This is a genomic window from Puniceibacterium confluentis (assembly GCF_007923445.1).
Lineage (GTDB): Bacteria > Pseudomonadota > Alphaproteobacteria > Rhodobacterales > Rhodobacteraceae > Puniceibacterium > Puniceibacterium confluentis.
This window is the reverse complement of record NZ_VOJI01000023.1, coordinates 19,095-37,094: the sequence shown is the minus strand read 5'-3', so window position 1 is coordinate 37,094 and position 18,000 is coordinate 19,095. Positions and strand designations below refer to the sequence as shown.

The window sequence follows — 18,000 nt, the reverse complement described above, 5'->3', positions numbered from 1 at the left end:
CTTGCTCGAAGGGTTGGAACGGCTGTCGTCGCGCATCGCGATCTTCTGCGAGGCGGGGCGGATCAAAGCCGTCCCCAAAGGATCGACGCCCCTGACCGCACTGCTTGAAGACACGGTGACCGAAGTGACCGCGCCGCGCGGTGGCGCATTTCACCCAAAGCTGTGGCTGTTGCGCTTCACCCCCTTCGGCGGGCATGGGCAACCGCGCCTCCGCCTTGCCCTTTTGTCGCGCAACCTGACGACGGATACCTCTTGGGATTTGTCGCTGTCGCTGGACGGTGTGGCCGGCGGCTCCGATGTCGCCGCCAACGCTCCACTGGTCGCGCTGGTCCGAGCGCTGCCCGACCTTGCCTCGGGTCGCGCTGCGCCCGGTCGCGTCGTCGACATGGTGACCTCGCTGGCCAATGATCTGACAAGTGCACAATGGGACAAACCGGAACAGATCCGCAGCATCAGCTTCGCAGTCAACGGGTTGACCGAGCAAGTCTGGCGACCCCGGGTCGGCAGCACCTTGGGGATCGTCTCGCCTTTCATGACAGACAGCGCGCTGACAGCACTTGTTGCCCGCATCTCGCCGGACAATGCCTGTCTTCTGGGCCGTGGAGAGGAAATGGCCCTCTTGAAGCCCGAAACCCTTGCCCGTTTCGGCAAGAAATACGTGCTGGATGAAATGGCGGAAACAGAAGACGGCGAGGAAACCGAGGATACCGGAACAGGCCCAGTCCCCGCGCGCGGTTTGCACGCAAAGGCCTTTATCACGGAACGTTACTCGAACACCGAAATCACCATGGGGTCCGGCAACGCCACAGCCCCCGCGCTTATTGGTGGCGAAAATGTCGAAGTTTTCGCCACGCTCTCAGGACGAACCAGCGACCTTGGCACCGTGGAAGAACAAATGACGCCTGACCGGTTGGGCCGCTATTTGCGCGAATTCGTGCCCTTCACGCCCGAGGATATCTCTGCAGAGGTCGAAGCAGACAGGCGTCTGGACGAGACCAGACGCCGTTTGGCCGAGGCGGACCCCGTGCTACGCTGCAAAGACGACCCGGCGGATGAGGGACGCATCCATTTGTTGCTTGAGTTTCGAAAGCCGACCCAACTGCCCCACGACATCGCCCTGCGGATCTGGCCGCTGGTCCCTGGCAGGGAACACGGCATCAACCTGACAGAGATCGACAGCGGTGAACGCCTGCTGGCACGGCTCGCCCTGAAAGACGTCACGCGCTGGATCGGCGTGCAATTGCACGACAACGCGACGGGTGTGAGGCAGGAATTCACCCTGGGCACCGAGTTGATCGACCTGCCCGATACCCGCACTGCCGAAATCCTTCGATCCATCATCGAAGATCGAGACAAATTCCTTCGCTACATCCGCCTTCTGCTGGGCGACGTGTCCGAGGCTGCCAAGGCGCTTTTCGCGGCGGGTCAGGGCGGCAGTTTTTCGGGCATGTTCGGCTCCGGCCAGGAATCGCCGATCCTTGAGGACATGGTGCGCGCGCTGTCTGGTGATGGTCGTCAACTGCGCGACATCGAACGGCTGGTGACCCGCCTCAGCGATCCGGACACCGGCAAAAGCGACGTGATCCCGGAAGAGTTTCTCGACCTTTGGGCAACATTCCAACAAGTGCTGCCTAAGGAGCGCCGCAATGACTGAACGTTTCAGCGCCGAGGACGCGCTGCGCCCGCTCAAGTCCTTTCAGCGCACGACGGTCGCCTATGTCTCGCGCCGCCTGCTGACAGATGCGGATTCCGTAAGGCATTTTCTGGTGGCCGACGAGGTGGGACTGGGAAAGACGATGGTGGCGCGCGGCGTAATCGCCCGCACAATCGAGGCCTTGCAAGACACCGTTCCCCGGATCGATATTGTCTACATTTGCTCGAATGGCGCGATCGCCAAGCAGAACGTCGCCCGCCTGAATGTCATGGGCGACGCGAATGCACGGGTTTTGCCGACACGCCTGACGATGCTGGCAATGGAACTGGCCCGCGCTGGCGGCATCAAAGATGAAGGCGTGAATTTTTTCAGCCTGACCCCCGGAACGTCGCTGGACCTAAAACAAGGGGGCGGCACAAAGGAAGAGCGCGCACTGATCCTCCGGCTTATCTGGGCCCATCTGGTTGATCGTCGTGCGGTTGCCAAAATGCTGCAAGGCTACGCCGGCGCGGCCGGGTGGCGATCCACCCGCGACTGGATAAACGCACAGCCGATCGAACCGCAAATCGCAGAGAGATTTCAAAAGGCAGTGGGCGCACGCCCCGAACTGCTGCGCGAACTCGAAGATTGCGCACAATGCTACAAGGGCGTCCGGCACAACGACACCGATCTCAACCGCCGCCGCGAATCTTTGGTTGGCGCCTTCCGCACCATCCTTGCCCGCGAAAGCGCCGAAGCCCTTGAACCGGACCTGATCGTTCTGGACGAATTCCAGCGCTTCACCGACCTTCTGCACGGTGACGGAGAGGCCGCGGAACTTGCACGCAGGCTCTTTGATGCCGAAGACCCGCAAGGGAACCGGGCCAAGGTCCTGCTGCTCTCGGCCACCCCCTATCGGATGCTGTCGCTGCGCGAGGATGATGCCGATGCCGGAGATCACTACCGCGAGTTTCTCGATGTGCTGGGGTTTCTGTTCGGGGACCGGGGCCCTGCTGTGCGCGCGGAGCTGGAAACCGAGATGCGCCGTTTTCGCAATGCAATGCAGGCCCTGCCCGGCAGCTTTGACACCGCGCGTCAGGTCAAGTCCGGGATCGAAGGGACGTTGCGCCAGGTCATCGCCCGAACAGAACGCGTTTCGGAAACCGAACAACGTGACGCCATGATGCGGGACATCGATGTACCGATAACCGTTGAACCCGCCGATCTGATCGAGGCCCGCGCCATCGCCCATGTCGCGGCTGCAGCGGACGCCCCCGGCACTGTCGAATACTGGAAATCCGCGCCGTATCTGCTCAACTTTCTGCGCGACTACAAGCTGGGACAGCGTCTGGAACATCTCAAAGACGCTCCATCAGAGGCTTTGGCAAATGCCATCCGGGCGGCAAGATCGGCACAAATCGACGTTGAAGATATCGAGAATTATCGCCCGGTTCCCGAAAACAACGGCCGCATGCGGGCGTTGAAAACGATCGCCTTTCAGGACGACATGGCGAAACGCCTTTGGGTGCCGCCCAGCCTCCCCTACTTTGGGCCGCGCGTTTCAGCGAGCAAACTGTTGATCTTTTCGCAATGGGCCATGGTGCCCGATGCCATTGCCGCCCTGCTGTCCTATAACAGTGAGCGTGCGATGGGGATGGACGGGTTGAACCATCGCTATACGGATGCTTTTCGCAAACAGAGCCAGCCGTTAAACTTCCGGCACACCAAGGGCCGTTTGACGGGGTTACGGGCGCTTCCTCTGGTGATCCCTTCACCGACGCTCGCGGCAGCAGCCGACCCGTTGGAGATTTTCCGAAGCGGCGTGACCCTGCCCGACGCGGCGGCCATGCGCGCCCAAGTCCGCGCACGGATCAAGGATCACGCTCAAAGCGTTCGTGGCAGGCTACGGGCAGTCCAGCGCGGCGGTATCGTAGCGCGGCTTTTTTCCGGCATGCGCGCAAATGAACCAAAGGAGCCCGACGCCGACCGTGCCACGAACTGGGATTGGGCCTGTGCGGCATCCCTCGACGTGGCTCATGCGCCCTATCAATCATGGTTGGCACGCGGGCGCCTTCTGTCCGATATCATCCGCGACGATGGGCAAGAAAGCTGGCACGATCATGTGTCGGCCCTGAGTGACGCCGCAAACGCAGATCATCTTGCAGGGCAACCTGACAACGACAGTCTGCTGGACCATCTGACCGATCTCGCTTTGGGTAGTCCGGCGACATGTGCCCTACGGGCCCTACACCGCATTGCCCCCGATCTCGGATACGACAATCCGGCCATTCTGAACGCGGCAGCAAGGATCGGCATGGCCTTTCGCGGGCTGTTCAATCAGCCTGAAAGCCAGGCTTTACTTCGAAGCGACAGCGACGATGTCTACTGGCAGACGGTTCTGGATCATTGCGCAAGCCATGACCTGCAATCCGTGATGGACGAGTATGTTCATATCCTCGTGGAGTCCGAAGGGCTTTCGGACGCGGCTCCTGCCCAAGCGGTGGGATCGCTTGCCGCAGTCATCGACGATGCGCTCTCGCTCAAACCGGCACAGATCGAGATCAAGCAATATCGCGTCAAACGCGGGCGCATCGATATTCAGCCAGCGCTACGTATGCGGGGCCGTTTCGCGACACGTCTGCTGCAAGGTGGTCAGGAAGACGGTATCGTGCAACGCACTGACACTGTCCGTACCGCCTTCAATTCCCCTTTCAGGCCCTTTGTTCTGGCCTCGACCTCAGTCGGGCAGGAAGGCTTGGATTTCCACCCCTATTGCCATCGGCTTGTACATTGGAACCTGCCTTCAAATCCCGTCGATCTGGAGCAGCGCGAAGGCCGTGTTCACCGCTACAAGAACCATGCCGTCCGGCTCAACCTCGCATCCAGATACGCCCACACGTTGCACCGCCCCGACCCTGTCGCCGACCCGTGGCAAGACTTGTTCCAAACCGCGCACCGTCAGGCGGAACGCCCGGGCGATTTGGAACCCTTCTGGTTGCTGGATGGGGATGTCTGCATTGAGCGCTACGCTCTATCCCTGCCCTATAGCCGCGAAGCTACGCTGCTTGGGTGGCTGAAGAGATCCGTTGCGCTTTACCGGCTGGCGTTTGGCCAGCCGAGGCAAGACGATCTTCTCTCCTTTCTCGACGGCATTAACATTTCGGACGATACCATCGATCTTCGAGATCTTCAGATCAGCTTGCGACCTGAAGAAATGGGATGAAGAACTGATTGTCGTCCAACTTTCATCGATCGGGCTGCTCAGCGTGTAGCGATAGTTGTTGCTTGATATCGGTCGGATCAAACCCAGACGGGTCTCTCTGAACTGCCGAACTCGCCAAGCCAACAATGTAGTGGATGCGCATTTTTGTCTCCCTGAGCCCTGACTATCCGATTTTCACCCTGCCACCGACCACTTCGACGGCATCGCGACAGAGTCGAAATGGTACTTGAATTGGTGCTCTGAGTACGTCACGCACTCCGGGCACATCCTGGAGTCGATGTGTGATCTGTACGCAGCCGCATACTTTTTTTATTTGGAATCAATTGGGTAACAGAAATGGCAAAGGCCCCTACCGCCGGAACCAATTAACTACTTGATAGTTAGATAAAATGGGCGAACCTTCGGGTTCGCCTTTTTTCGTTTTTGCAACGCGACGACTTCTAGTTGCTTGTCAGGCACACAGGCGCGACAGAGCAATGGATCCTTAGCTGTCCGTCCTCGTTCTGAAGGTTCAACCAAAACTGACGCAAGTCGCATCGCCGCTCAATCCATCTAATTTCTAAACACAAGCACGGGCGATTTAGAAATCGCCACCCGACTGTAGCTCGCTACCTATGAGCAGTCAGCGGTATCACTTAGGTGTTTGTTCCCACGGTTTGATGGTGTGATCCTTTCTCGAGAATGGAAGTAAGCATTATGGGACAGTTTCGTCACGGGAGCGCCACGTACTGTTACCCGGCAGGCGATTTGCACGGCAAATCTGCCGAGAGGGCACGCACGCCGTCAGAGCTACAATACAGCGATCCATTGCCCGGCAGGGTTATGCGAAGCATGATCCCGAGAGGGGCAAGCTTCGCTCGCGCAACTGAGCAAGGAGCTGGGCATCAACCCCAAAACTGTCGCAAAGTGGCGCAAGCGTGCGACGGTCGAGGACTTGAAGACCGGGCCTGGGGAGCCGCGTTCGACCGTTCTCACCGAAGCAGAGGAGGCCACTATCGTCGCGTTTCGGCGCCCGCACGCTATTGCCGCTGGATGATTGCCTCTATGCTCTTCAGCCTTCTGTCCCGCACCTGACACGGTCGGCACTGCATCGTTGCCTTCAGCGGCATGGCATCTCGCGCTTGCCAGATGTCGAGGGTGACAAGCCAAAGCGGCAGAAGTTCAAGCGCTATCCCATCCACTGCCCGGCAGGCGATGCAGGCATCGCCGAGAGGGGGTTTCTTCCACATGGACATCGCCGGGGTTCAGACGGTGGAGGGCAAGCTCTATCTCTTTGTGGACATTGACCGGACCAGCAAGTTCGCGGTCACGCAACTCGTGGACAAGGCGGATCGCAAGACCGCCTGGGAGTTCCTCGAACATCTGCTCAAGGCCGTCCCCTATTGTATCCATACGATCCTGACCGACAACGGCATCCAGTTCGCCGAGCAGTCTCGCAACCGCAACACCGCATATTCGCGGCCAATGCGCTTCGACATGATCTGCGAGGCCAACGGGATCGAGCACCGCCTGACCAAGCCAAACCATCCCTGGAGCCACGAGGATCAGAAAACAGTCCGGGGGCCTGTTTTCCCGAGGGGCGGCCAGGTCGAACGAATGAACCGCACCATCAGGGAGGCGGCCGTCAAACGCTTCCATTACGACAGCCACGATCAACTGCAGACGCATCTCACCGACTTCATGGATGCCTACAACTTCGCACGCAGGCTCAAGACCCTCAACGGTCTCACCCCCTACGAATACATCTGCAAGATCAGGACTTCAGAGCCAGATCGTTTCATCCCAAATCCGATCCACCAAATGCCGGGACTGAACACCTAAGCGCCAACTTGGCAAGGGTTTCAGTGCCATGACCTGCTTGCCCAATTTGGCCCGACCGTTTAGACAGGGCGTGGGGATGCTCCCTTAGCTCAGCTGGATAGAGCAGTCGACTTCTAATCGACAGGTCGAGGGTTCGAATCCTTCAGGGAGCGCCACTATGGCCGCCCGATGCCAAATTACGAAAAGTGTGCGCATCAGACTCGTTTTTCGTGCACGCCCTTGTCAAGGGTGATACCAAAAGAAGGAAGGCCAAATTTTCAAGCCTCTGACAGTTAACGGTTTTTTGTGATGAATGACGCTGTTGGGCGTTCCAGGTCTGAGCATCTTTAGAAGAGATTATTTTTGCCGATAACGGCGCGCTTCTGGTTCCAATTTACCAGAGCAGGGCGCCTGTCAGCTACGATATTGCGATTCGAGTGGCCCCGCCTCGGTAGAGGACGGCCCTCACAGGCCCTCCGTCGAAGCGCTCATCGCCGCGACGCATCTTCACCGAAGTTGCCCTCTATAAGCTCCGTAAGATTCTCAGGTCCTTCGATCAGGCGGCGGGTTTCAACCGGTTTGCTATGATTGCATCATAGGCGGCATCCTGGGCCTATGAGGAAAGAATATTCGGCAAAATCCATAGCTTTTCTGACGTCCCGCAGATGCAGAACAACCTCCGAGACCTATTGGTTGAGGCGATGGTTTGCGAACTGCTTGGAGCAGGTTGGCGGTGCACCGGAAATGATTGGGCCGATTGGGACCTGGAAGATGCGGACGGAATTGTTGATTTTCCAAACGCGAACGCGCGTTCGCAGAATTGGCCAAGTCTTGGCTCTTGGACAACTTTGGCGAGGATCTCGTGCATGCCCGCGCCGATTTTGACAAGACGACCTATCACATCCACGCGGTCATCGTGCCAAAGGTCTAGGTCGATCTGAACGGCAGCAAGCGCTGGATGTTGCAACCCTCCAAACACGCGATGATCAAGGACTATGAGGCGGCGAAGGACAGCGGCGGCGCTTGGTTTTCCAAGATCGGGCTTGTGCGCGGCAGGGAACGCGCCGCGGAGGTGAGGGCGGCCCGGCAATCCGGCGACGAGCCCCCACCCTACCGACAGCATCCAAAGACGACTGATTGGCGAAAAGAGCAAGAGCTGGAGATCCGGAAAAACGCGGCGGCGGTCGCCGTTCAGAAGGAATCTGCCGGCGCAAAACAGGAAGAAGTGGCACGGCGCGAAACGGCTTTGAACGGTGACGAAGAAGACCTTCGTGACCGACAAAAACAGGTCGAGACCCGCGAGTTTGAGGCTGGAGCCATTCTGACTATCGCTGACGGATTGGCGACGGGAATCCTCGACTTGAAGGATGACGGCCAGGGACCCCAACTTGTAGCGGCGCCAAAAGCAGCACCCGCGGAGGCTGACACTTTCCTTTCGCGGATCGCACGGTCGGCAAAAGGAAAGGCCCGCGCAATCCGGGCGTTTTCAGCGGCCTTGCGCGGTCTGCGCGCCAAAGCTCAAGCGGAAGCTGAAAATACGATCCGCCGTGACCCAGCCGGGATCAATCGCGCCGATGATGTGATCGTTGAGATTACGGCAGAGCCTCCACAGGAGGCGCGTTCACGGATTGCCAAAATCCGGCGTTCTCTGACTGGCCGGATCGTGGTGCTGCCGGATCGGTCACGAACCGATAAAGGCACCTGAAAGGCCGGTTCGAGTGCAGAGCACGACATTCAAACGTAAAAAAGAAACTTATTGGAACAGTATCTTACCACCTACCTGCAAAAAAATTTCAAGAAACCGGGAGTCCTAAATTCAAACGGTCCGAAATCATTTCCATCCGCAGCGGGAGACGCCCGGTGGACACAACAACTTAGCTCTCCAGGAAAGGAGAAACACCTATGAAAAACTTGCCCGGAACAACTTTCTATTTCGCCGCTGCTGACCAACGCGGCTCCGACGGCGAGGCGCCCAAGCTGACGCCGAAACAGCGCGCGTTCAAGGCATTCGAACGGGCGCTCGACAAGGACGCCAAATCGCAGGAGCGCGCCGAGGTAGCCCGCCGCAAAGCCACCGGCGAAACCTTCGCCACTTGGATGGAAGGTGCGGATACCGACCTTGTCGTCGTCAGCGGACACCAACGTGAGCCTGCCGTATCGCGGCTGCAAGGGCCGCTGAACCTGCTCATAGACAGCACCGGGACCAGATCCGAGGGCGAGGGTGAATGGATCGCCTGCAAGCATGGCGGCTCGAAACGCCGCGTCTGGTGCAAGATTCGCACCGGACGTGACGCAGGAATACTGGACGTTCGGGCTGTCGAGCCGACCAGCAGCAACATCGGGGATGCGCCCATGCTGACGGAACTCCTGAATCAAATCCCTCCTGGTCAGGACATCAGCAGCTTCACCGCAGATGAGGCTTATGGCACGCGCAGATGCCACCATGCGATTGCCGCCCGAGGTACCCATGCGGTGATGCCGCCAGCAAAGAACGCCAAACCCTGGAAGCCGACGAGCGCTGCAGCCACAGCCCGAAACGAAGCGATCAATGCACAGCGATATCTGGGCCGCACTCTGTGGCGACGGTGGAGTGGAGACCACTGCCGAAGCCGTGTCGAAACCAAAATGCGTTGCATGAAACCACTCGGCCAGTCGCTGATGGCAAGGGACTTTGAAAGGCAGGTTACGGGAATCCAGGTCCGCGTCGCCGTGCTCAACGACTACACTGCGCTTGGCATACCTGTCACCGAGCTCGCAGGATAAGTCCGTCAACGGAAGGGGCAAGTCCATCCCTCCACTGATTTGTGCAACAAGGCCCCACGTTCCCGTGGATCAGATTTCACGGCGCGCTCCCACGCCTGCCACAGGTCGTCGTTTGCAAGGGTTGCCGACCAGCTACTCGCTCGGCACCCTGCCCTTCTGGCGGGCTTCAGGGGGTCGGTGCGGTTCACCTTTCTGCCGCCCCCTCGCACCAGGACGACACTGATCCGGAACTTCGGTCCGCGCGATCGGGCGCACGGAAGGCGCAGTTCGCGGTCGGACTACAGGACCGGTCAGCGGACGGGTTGCGATCAGCCAGCGAGAAAACGCGTATCACGCTTTGAAATATAGGATACGATCAGACCGAGGAGATCGAGCAGGCGTCTGAAGTCCAATTCAAGGGAGGAACTACCGATGAACCTGAGACCAGATCCGACTTTCCACGCGACCCCGAAACTCGCCATGAAGGCACCGGTCGAAACCCTGGCCTTTACGTTGATGCTCAGCCCCGATGGGTCGCAACCCGACGGGTTGGCAGTGGTCGACGTGGATCCAAAATCCGGCAGCTATGGCCAGATCGTCCATCAGGTGATCATGCCCAACGTCGGGGACGAGTTTCACCATTTCGGCTGGAACGCCTGCTCCTCGTCGCTGTCGCCCCTGTCCGGTCACGCCTTTCTGGAGCGCCGCTACCTGATCATTCCCGGCATCCGGTCGTCGCGCATCTATATTGTCGACGTGAAGGAACCGCTGAAGGCGAAGATCCACAAGATCATCGAACCCGAAGAGGTCTTCGCCAAAACCGGCTATTCGCGCCCCCACACCATCCATTGCGGCCCCGAGGGAATCTACGTCTCGACCCTGGGTGGCGGTGGCAAGGACGGCACCGACGGCCCTCCGGGCATCTTCATCATGGATTGCGAAACCTTCGAGATTCTGGGCCGTTACGAGATGGACCGCGGCAAGCAGGACAAGCACTACGATTTCTGGTGGAACCTGCCGCGCGATTACATGGTGAGCAGCGAATGGGGTCTTCCGCCGCAGTTCGAAAACGGCATCGTTGCCGAAGATCTTCTGGCCAACAAATACGGCCATTCCATCCATTTCTGGAATCTGCGTCAGCGCAAGAATGTCCAGACCATCGACCTGGGTGCAAATCACCAGATGGCTCTGGAAATCCGCCCCGCGCACGACCCCTCCAAGGACTACGGCTTCTGTGGCGTGGTGGTCGACACGACCAACCTCCAGGGCGCGATTTTCACATGGTGGCAAAAGGACGACGGCACCTTCGAGGCCCGCAAGACGCTCACCATTGATCCGCGCCCTGAATCGCCGGAAAATCTGCCGCCGCTGCTGAAAGGGTTCGAAGCGGTGCCGCCGCTGGTCTCCGACATCGACCTGAGCCTTGATGACAAGTATCTCTACGTCGCCTGCTGGGGATTGGGCGAGCTGCATCAATATGATGTATCCGATCCGATGAACCCCAAACTCGCCGGCAAGGTCGAAATCGGCGGCATCGCCCGCGGCACCAAACATCCCAACGGCAAGCCCTTTGCCTTCGGTCCGCAGATGGTCGAGATCAGCCGCGACGGCAAACGGGTCTACTGGACCAACTCGCTGTATTCCACCTGGGACGACCAGTTCTATCCCGATGACGAGGGCGGTCAGATGGTGATGGCCCATGTGGGCGAAAACGGAGGGATCACCCTGGCAGAGGATTTCTTTGTCGACTTCCCGAAGGGGTATCGCAGCCACCAGATCCGGCTGGAAGGCGGCGACTGTTCGACTGACAGTTTCTGTTACCCGTCCGTGTAACCGGTGATGGACATGACGACGGCAACGGCCCTTTGGTGGGCCGTTTCTGCCTCTGGCATCTATCACGGGATCAATCCGGGCATGGGCTGGCCCCTTGCGGTTTCCGCCGCGCTGATGGATCGGTCGCAGCAGAGCCTGTTGAAGGCCACCTTGGCTCTGGCCGCCGGGCATTTTCTGGCCATGGCGGCAATCCTGTTTCCGTTCACGGCGCTGCTTTTTCTTGCGCGCTGGCAGCGCGAGATCCAGATCACGGCGGCCTGTCTGGTGATCGGGCTCGGCCTCTACCTGATGGTCAACCGCCGCCATCCGCGCTTTCTGGCGCGGGTGCCGCCGTCGCAACTGGCGCTGTGGTCCTTTCTGGCGGCCACGGCCCATGGTGCGGGCTTGATGCTGGTGCCGATCTATCTCGGCCTGTGCCGCACGGTGGACACGGATGCCGGACACGCAGCGGCACAAGACCTGATGGCGCGAAACGCCGGAATAGCCATGAGCGTTGCCCTGGTCCACACCCTGGCGATGTCGCTGTCGGGCGGGCTGATGGCCTTTGGAGTTTACCGCTGGTTCGGGTTGCGGTTCCTGTCGAAAAGCTGGTTCAACCTGGATCTGGTTTGGGCGCTGAGCCTCATTCTTGTCGGCGCAATATCGCTTCTGGTTGTTGTGTGACTCTTTGACCTGCCCGCTGTTGGTCCCTCATTCATGACGAGAGTCTGCAGGGTGCTGGACCGGCCGACCATAGCAGCCCCAGACTGTCAAAGGCTAAGATCAAGCTCAATCTTGCAGTGCAGCACAGGTAAGTTTGGGCTCGGAAAAGACCTGCGGCAACGCCGCATGATATGTTCCAGTGCCGACACCGGATTGGCGATGAGAAAGAAACAAAAGAGCACTAATTACCCAAATTTTGCCGTAAATCGCTCTTACGGTAAGTGGTTAATAAATCCCGCTTGAAGTGCCATCTCTCTCTAATCGTGGACTCTGCCTTGGACCAAGAACTCGCACCAACCTCGACCCAGATCGCCGCCGAATTCCTGGGCGTCGAGGTGCCCGCATCGCGGTTTGTCCACGAAGGCCGGGCGGCTCGCATCAGATCTGGAAAGTATGAGGGCCAGGAGATCAAGGCAGGCCTTCGCATCGTTGTTGAAGACGATGTCGTGCTTGAGATCGGCGCCGGCATCGGTCTAGTCGGGGCGGTGATCGCTGCCAACGCAAAGCCCCTCAAAGTCGCCTCGTTTGAGGCAAATCCCAACCTCATTCCGGTTATCGAGGAATTGTATGCCTTGAACGGTCTGAACGACCGGATATCCGTGACAAACGCGGTCCTGGTCACCACGCCAGACGCCCCGGCGACGCTGCCCTTCCACCTGCACAAAAGCTATCTTGGATCGTCATTGTTCAACACAAATCCGATCCGTTCGACAGAACGGGTCGATGTGCCGACTGCCAGTTTCCCGGATGCCTGCAACGAATTGAAACCCACAGTGCTGGTCATGGATATCGAGGGCGGCGAACTGGAACTGCTGCGCCATGCGGACCTGTCGGATTTTCGCGCCATCGTGCTGGAGTTCCACCCCAAAATCTACGGCCCCGAGGGTATGCGCGAATGCAAGCGGCTCTTGAGGCGCGCCGGCTTCAAGAAAGATGAGGAGGTTTCGACCAGAACGGTCTGGGCCTGCATCCGTAACACTGATGAGACGAGCGGTCATGACGTGTAGTGCCAAACCCCTGTCGACAAGCGGCTGGTCCGAGTCGATCGTGACCCTGAGGCACGCAACCGTTGTACCGCCTACGCAGTCCGGGTTCGTGCAGGCCTGTGGTGTCATGGATGCAAAGGGCCAGTACTGCCACCACGGTGCAACCTGGCGCAAACACCGCGCCCTGACGATCGAACCGGACATGCCCGAGCAGGTGACCAACACTCTGCCCGGGCAGTGGCTTTGGGGTGGTACCATGCGGTCACATTTCGGCCATTTCCTGACCGAGAGCACGGGGCGCCTCTGGGCGCTCGACGAGATCGAGGAGCCGATTGCAGGTGTGGTGTTCACGCACAAATGCCCACGCACCAAGCACTTGAATGGCTTTCAAAAGCGCTTCTTTGACCTGATGGGGGTCAATCTTCCCATCCATGTCCTGAAAGCCCCGACGCGCGTAGAGCGTTTGCTCGTTCCGGGCCAGGGATTGGGACTTGGTGAAATTTCCGCAGGAACCAGCAAGGTCCGGCGGCAATTTGCATCTCGCTTTGCCCCTACCGTCACCCCGGATGGCCCCGAGAAACTCTATATCAGCCGGTCACGACTGAGCCCTGAGCTCGGCTCGATCCTGGGCGAGACCTATCTCGAAGAGCTACTGGCGCGCGAAGGCTATGAAATCTTTCATCCGCAAGCGCACAGTCTGGAGGTGCAGATCTCCCGGTATCGCGCAGCGCGTCATGTGATTGCCGCAGACGGCTCCGCTTTGCATTTGCTTGCCATGGCCATGCCGCGCGACCAGCGCGTCGCCATCATAGCCAGAAGAAACTCGACCGCTATTGATCTTCTGGTGCGCCATGTCAAAGCTTTCGTGGAAACGCCGCCTTTGGTCATTCACGCGATAAAAAAGGAGTGGCGACGCGGCGGTGCTTCCAAACGAAAGCGTTTTTCCGTCGGGGAGTTGAGCTTTGCCGACATAGGCAACACCCTTCAGGCTAAAGGATTTGTGTCGAACGGTGCGTGGGCGGACATGTCAGAGCAGTCCATTCGCGTTTCCCTGACCGACCGTGGCTCCGGTTGGCTCCACTCCTGCTGACGTGTTCCCTGAAAACCGGATCGTTTGAAGCAGGAGTTTTCGGCTAATCTTCCCTGGCTGGGAGAGGCGCGGAAAAGCATGAAGGCAACAATTGCAGCGAACGACAGCGTCGGTCCGCACTCCGGACATAGGCGCAAAACGCAGCGAACGAATGCTATTCGCCCGTGAGCGGTCATTCGGGCCCCTTGCGGCAAACGACGACGTCGACCCTTGAACCTACCCTGCTTCTCCATTCGAGGCGCCGACGCCGTGACTTCTGGCTGGCCTTCGGCTCGCGCGGCCCACGTGTGGGCGAAACCAGTCGCGGTTACCCAGCGAAGTCGTCCGACCGACTGTCCGATGTTCGGGTCGTCACAACCTCAAAAAGTCGAGCAGCGAGCGGGCATAATAATCTGGGGCCGTATTCATTCCTTCGTGGCCTTGTCCCTTCAGTTCTTCAATGCGCACATCGGGCAGCACGCGAGCAAGCAAATCCGTAGCAAACATGTCGCGGGGACTTTCGCTGCCGACCTGTAGCAGCACTGGAATATCCAGCGAACCAAAGTGATCGGCGGAGGAGTCATGGCTTGTCAGCGCGATCAGATCATGAAGTGAGGCGCAGGCGTCACCGACGATGGTGGACCAGGATACCGATTGACGCAGCTCTTCAAGCTCTCTCGGGGGAACCATGAGTACCTTGCGAAAGAACGTCTCGGCAAGCAGAGCCCAGTCCCCTTTTCGCGAAATGCGCTCGAGTTCCCTGAGTATCTTGGGGGGCACGCTCTCCGGCTTCGGGGGCTCGTAAAGGACGAGCTTTCGGATATTGGCCCGGTACAGGCCTGTCGCTGCAAGTGCCACCTGTGCGCCGTAGGAATGGCCAATAAGAAAAACCTTGTCATTGATTGCTTCGATCAATGCCCCAAGATCATGAGCTTCGTCGAGGAGGCTGTGATTCCGAGTAGCATCCGTTCCGCCTCGCCCACGGCGTGCGAGAGAAAACACGGTAAATTGCTGAACCAGTTTCGGTGTAATCAAAGCCCAGTTAGAATGGTGGTTACTAAAGCTGCCATGGACGAGAATGAGAGGCGGGCCACGTCCTTCTACCTCGTAGGCCAGGACAACGCCCGTTGGCGACGTCAGCCTCCCGGCCTCGGGCCCGCCGTGATCTACCTCTCGTCCAGACATCGACCGGAATTCCTTTTCGGAGAAGGCAAAGTGAAACGAGCATATGCCCTGGCAAAACCTTTGCACAGCCAGATCCGTTCTCGGAAACCAGCGCCACCAGATTGTCTGCTTCACCCACCCCACCTGCTTCCCGCCCGACGTGACTGACCATACGCCGAAGGTCTGGTGTGCTGGGCAGGACCGCTTCGGGCCGGAAGCGTGGGGTGTGCCACGCTTGTGCGGGCAACGACCGCCGCTTCGAGCCTTTCACGATGGAGTCTTGTCCACGGTTTTCTTCGGATGGCGGCCGGAGGTGTGACCGAGGCGCGAGCCAATATGCAAGAAAACCGAGCCACTGGTTGTCGGCTTCGGACTGCCTTGCTGGTCCTTAGGGATCAGGGCCAGAGCAGCCAGCCATATGCAACATATCCCGCGACCAGAATGGCACCCTCCCGGCGTCCGATCCGCAGCCCGGTCGCAGCGAAGAGAACAAGCGCCAGGGAGACAGCGACCATCACCGGGGCATCGAAACGCACGATCTCCTGCGGCACGTGGGACGGTGCAATGAGCGCGGTGGTCCCGCCTATCCCGAGAATGTTGTAGATGTTCGAGCCCACGATGTTGCCGAACGCCATGTCCCCCTGTCGCTTCAGCGCGGCGATCACCGATGTAACAAGCTCCGGCATCGAGGTTCCGACTGCGACGATCGTCAGGCCGATGACCGTCTCCGAGACGCCCAAGTTGCGCGCAATGGCAACCGCGCCGTTCACCAGGAAGGAGCCGCCGACCACGACGAGGACCAAGCCGACCAGAGCAATCAGCAGCGGCATCATCAAGCCGTCCCGGTCGTGCGGCGGGGCGATGCCTGGGTCGATCCCCGCCAGGGCGGCGGCCTTGTCATGAATGGCCCCGCCGTCGGACGCAGCCCTTTCCTGATGGATCACGAACCAGATGTAGCCGATCAGCAGAGCGATCAGGCCGGCGCCCACCACGCGCCCCATCGGCACCAGCAAGGCCAGCCCTGCGAACGCGACGGCGACCAAAAGCATCACGACGGCATCTCTCCTGAGCGCTGACCGGGCGACGACAATCGGGCAGATCAGTGCGGATATGCCGGCGATCAGGAGAATGTTGGCGATGTTGGACCCAACGACGTTCCCGAAGGCAATGCCAGGGAACCCGCCCAGCCCCGCTTGGACCGAGGTCACCAGCTCAGGCATCGAGGTGCCAAAGCCGACGAGGGTCAGGCCGATCACCAGGGGTGAAATGCCGATCCGTTCCGCAGCCTGCACCGCGCCGCGGACAAGCAGCTCTCCGCCAGCTACCAGCAGGACAAGTCCAACCAATAACGGAATCCAAGTTTCAATCATAAGCGGTTAGCCTTGCAAACATAATCCGGTGACCCCCGGAAGGATGGGAAGTGAACACGGTCTGCGCAAGGGATGCCGCAGTGTATATTCCTCGGCCCGCCGAACGTAGTTTGCGGAACGTCCGCTTGTCCGCAGAGCGGACATTGAACACGTGAAAATGCTGCAGCATGCAATGAAGGTCGGCTTTGCGGGCGCTGCGCCGCGACGACGAGGGGCTGCGGGAACGACAGCAAAGCGCAGAATTGTGACCTTGCCAAACTCAGGCTTATAACGCGATCAGGCGACGTTTCATGCTGCGATGCCGCGCGCAGAAGCTGGCGTCCCCGCAGGCACATCATTCAACCAAGGCCGACGAGCAGCGGTGCGCAGAGACCCGACGATTGCACGTGCAGCATCTGACGCGAGGCCAACTGACCGCTGTGGGCTCTTTCTGTCACAAAGTGCCTGCCACCTTATATCGGTGGTGCGGCGCGCTCGGTGATCAATTGGCGGGCGGTAATTCTTTCGCGGTGAATCATGTACAGCCCTGCGCCGATGATGATGGCGATGCCGGTCAAGGTCAGCGGGTTGGGAAAATCGTGGAACACCAGATAGCCCAGCAACGTAGCCACCGGCAGCTCCAGATATTGTAGTGGCGCCAGTGTGGCCGAAGGCGCCAGAGACAGCGCATAGGTCATCATCATATGGCTGAGCGTGGCGAAAAATCCGACGCCCAGCAGCCAGAGCCACGCAAGCCCTTCGGGCCAAACCGGATCAAGTTGCTCAGCCCCGGTACCTTGTGCCAGCATCAGCACCGGTAGGCACAGCAGGCTGGCAACAAGGCCGGTGTGGAACTGCAAGGCAACGGGATGCATCCGCCGCGACAGCCCTCGCGTCACAAGTATGTAGGATGCGAACCCCACCGCCGTGCCCAGTGGAAACAGCGCCACCGAGCCAAAGGCCGCAAAACTGGGCTGGATCACGAACAGAACACCCACAAAGCCCACAATCGCTGCCCCCACGCGGCGCGGGCCAACATCTTCGCCCAGGTAGAACTTGCCCACCAGCAGCACGATGAACGGGGCCACGAACACAATCGCCAGGGCATCGGCCAGGGGCATGACGCGGATTGCAGCGATGAAACAGAAGGTCGAGACCAACAGGAACACCGCGCGAAACAGCAGCGCCAGCCATTGCCCCCGCGCCACCCGCAACGACAACCCCATGACCCAGACAAATGGCGCCATCAGCGCGCACTGCACAACAAAGCGTGCGGCCGTGATCTGCCCAACAGGCACGCTGTCCGACGCCAGCTTGGCCGCCACATCAAGCAGGGGAGCAGTCACGCAAAACCCCAGCATCAGGGCGACACCTGCAAGGATGCGGTCCGTAGACGGGGTGGAGGCAGCAACGCTGATCATGGCCCCCGGATAGGGTTTCGACCAGCGGGCGTCTATCCATTTTGCGACGCTTGAGTGCGCCTATGGTTGCCGGTTCGG

Annotated in this window: 11 protein-coding genes, 1 tRNA gene and 2 pseudogenes; 11 read left to right on the top strand and 3 right to left on the bottom strand. The window is 59.5% G+C overall.

The window, feature by feature from the left end:
- Positions 1-115 precede the first annotated feature (115 nt).
- From FOY53_RS18725 to FOY53_RS18675, 11 genes and pseudogenes are all read left to right on the top strand, one after another.
- The gene (locus tag FOY53_RS18725) at positions 116-1,654 is read left to right on the top strand and encodes a phospholipase D family protein (protein ID WP_146591715.1); all 1,539 of its coding nucleotides are present in this window, start codon (positions 116-118) and stop codon (positions 1,652-1,654) included.
- A complete protein-coding gene (locus tag FOY53_RS18720) occupies positions 1,647-4,856 on the top strand; it encodes a helicase-related protein (RefSeq protein ID WP_146591713.1) in 3,210 nt (1,069 codons plus the stop codon). Before FOY53_RS18725 ends, FOY53_RS18720 begins: the two co-directional genes overlap by 8 nt.
- An 838-nt stretch (positions 4,857-5,694) precedes the next feature.
- A pseudogene (locus FOY53_RS18710) lies at positions 5,695-6,677 on the top strand (IS481 family transposase); the annotation flags it as partial.
- Between the two features lie 78 nt (positions 6,678-6,755).
- Positions 6,756-6,832, top strand: a tRNA-Arg gene (locus FOY53_RS18705).
- Positions 6,833-7,494: 662 nt separating this feature from the next.
- Positions 7,495-7,587, top strand: a complete 93-nt coding sequence (locus FOY53_RS23460; RefSeq protein WP_222435292.1) for a plasmid recombination protein — start codon at positions 7,495-7,497, stop codon at positions 7,585-7,587.
- 51 nt (positions 7,588-7,638) lie between these two features.
- Positions 7,639-8,361 (top strand): hypothetical protein, encoded by a 723-nt coding sequence (locus FOY53_RS18700; RefSeq protein ID WP_146591711.1) that lies wholly within the window; start codon positions 7,639-7,641, stop codon positions 8,359-8,361.
- Positions 8,362-8,748: 387 nt separating this feature from the next.
- Positions 8,749-9,419, top strand: a pseudogene (locus tag FOY53_RS18695) (IS5 family transposase); the annotation flags it as partial.
- A 411-nt stretch (positions 9,420-9,830) separates the two neighbouring features.
- Entirely contained in the window at positions 9,831-11,231 is a 1,401-nt protein-coding gene (locus tag FOY53_RS18690; RefSeq protein WP_146591709.1) for a selenium-binding protein SBP56-related protein, read from the top strand.
- A gap of 12 nt (positions 11,232-11,243) precedes the next feature.
- Positions 11,244-11,894: a hypothetical protein gene (locus FOY53_RS18685; protein ID WP_222435291.1), complete on the top strand. Its 651-nt coding sequence runs from the start codon at positions 11,244-11,246 to the stop codon at positions 11,892-11,894.
- 260 nt (positions 11,895-12,154) lie between these two features.
- A complete protein-coding gene (locus FOY53_RS18680; RefSeq protein WP_246107469.1) occupies positions 12,155-12,940 on the top strand; it encodes an FkbM family methyltransferase in 786 nt (261 codons plus the stop codon).
- A 106-nt stretch (positions 12,941-13,046) separates the two neighbouring features.
- The gene (locus FOY53_RS18675) at positions 13,047-14,009 is read left to right on the top strand and encodes a glycosyltransferase family 61 protein (RefSeq protein WP_186766666.1); all 963 of its coding nucleotides are present in this window, start codon (positions 13,047-13,049) and stop codon (positions 14,007-14,009) included.
- A 351-nt stretch (positions 14,010-14,360) separates the two neighbouring features.
- Here the strand turns inward: FOY53_RS18675 and FOY53_RS18670 are convergent, their stop codons facing one another.
- From FOY53_RS18670 to FOY53_RS18660, 3 genes are all read right to left on the bottom strand, one after another.
- A complete protein-coding gene (locus FOY53_RS18670; RefSeq protein ID WP_146591703.1) occupies positions 14,361-15,287 on the bottom strand; it encodes an alpha/beta fold hydrolase in 927 nt (308 codons plus the stop codon).
- Positions 15,288-15,547: 260 nt separating this feature from the next.
- Complete coding sequence (locus tag FOY53_RS18665; RefSeq protein ID WP_146591701.1) at positions 15,548-16,522, bottom strand: calcium/sodium antiporter; 975 nt, start codon at positions 16,520-16,522, stop codon at positions 15,548-15,550.
- A gap of 452 nt (positions 16,523-16,974) precedes the next feature.
- Positions 16,975-17,922, bottom strand: a complete 948-nt coding sequence (locus FOY53_RS18660; RefSeq protein ID WP_146591699.1) for a DMT family transporter — start codon at positions 17,920-17,922, stop codon at positions 16,975-16,977.
- Positions 17,923-18,000 lie beyond the last annotated feature (78 nt).

Bases quoted from the DNA above. Each gene is read 5' to 3' on its own strand.
- FOY53_RS18720 (WP_146591713.1), top strand. From the start codon at position 1,647: ATGACTGAACGTTTCAGCGCCGAGGACGCGCTGCGCCCGCTCAAGTCC.
- FOY53_RS18700 (WP_146591711.1), top strand. From the start codon at position 7,639: ATGATCAAGGACTATGAGGCGGCGAAGGACAGCGGCGGCGCTTGGTTT.
- FOY53_RS18690 (WP_146591709.1), top strand. From the start codon at position 9,831: ATGAACCTGAGACCAGATCCGACTTTCCACGCGACCCCGAAACTCGCC.
- FOY53_RS18685 (WP_222435291.1), top strand. From the start codon at position 11,244: ATGACGACGGCAACGGCCCTTTGGTGGGCCGTTTCTGCCTCTGGCATC.
- FOY53_RS18675 (WP_186766666.1), top strand. From the start codon at position 13,047: ATGGATGCAAAGGGCCAGTACTGCCACCACGGTGCAACCTGGCGCAAA.
- FOY53_RS18665 (WP_146591701.1), bottom strand. From the start codon at position 16,522: ATGATTGAAACTTGGATTCCGTTATTGGTTGGACTTGTCCTGCTGGTA.
- FOY53_RS18660 (WP_146591699.1), bottom strand. From the start codon at position 17,922: ATGATCAGCGTTGCTGCCTCCACCCCGTCTACGGACCGCATCCTTGCA.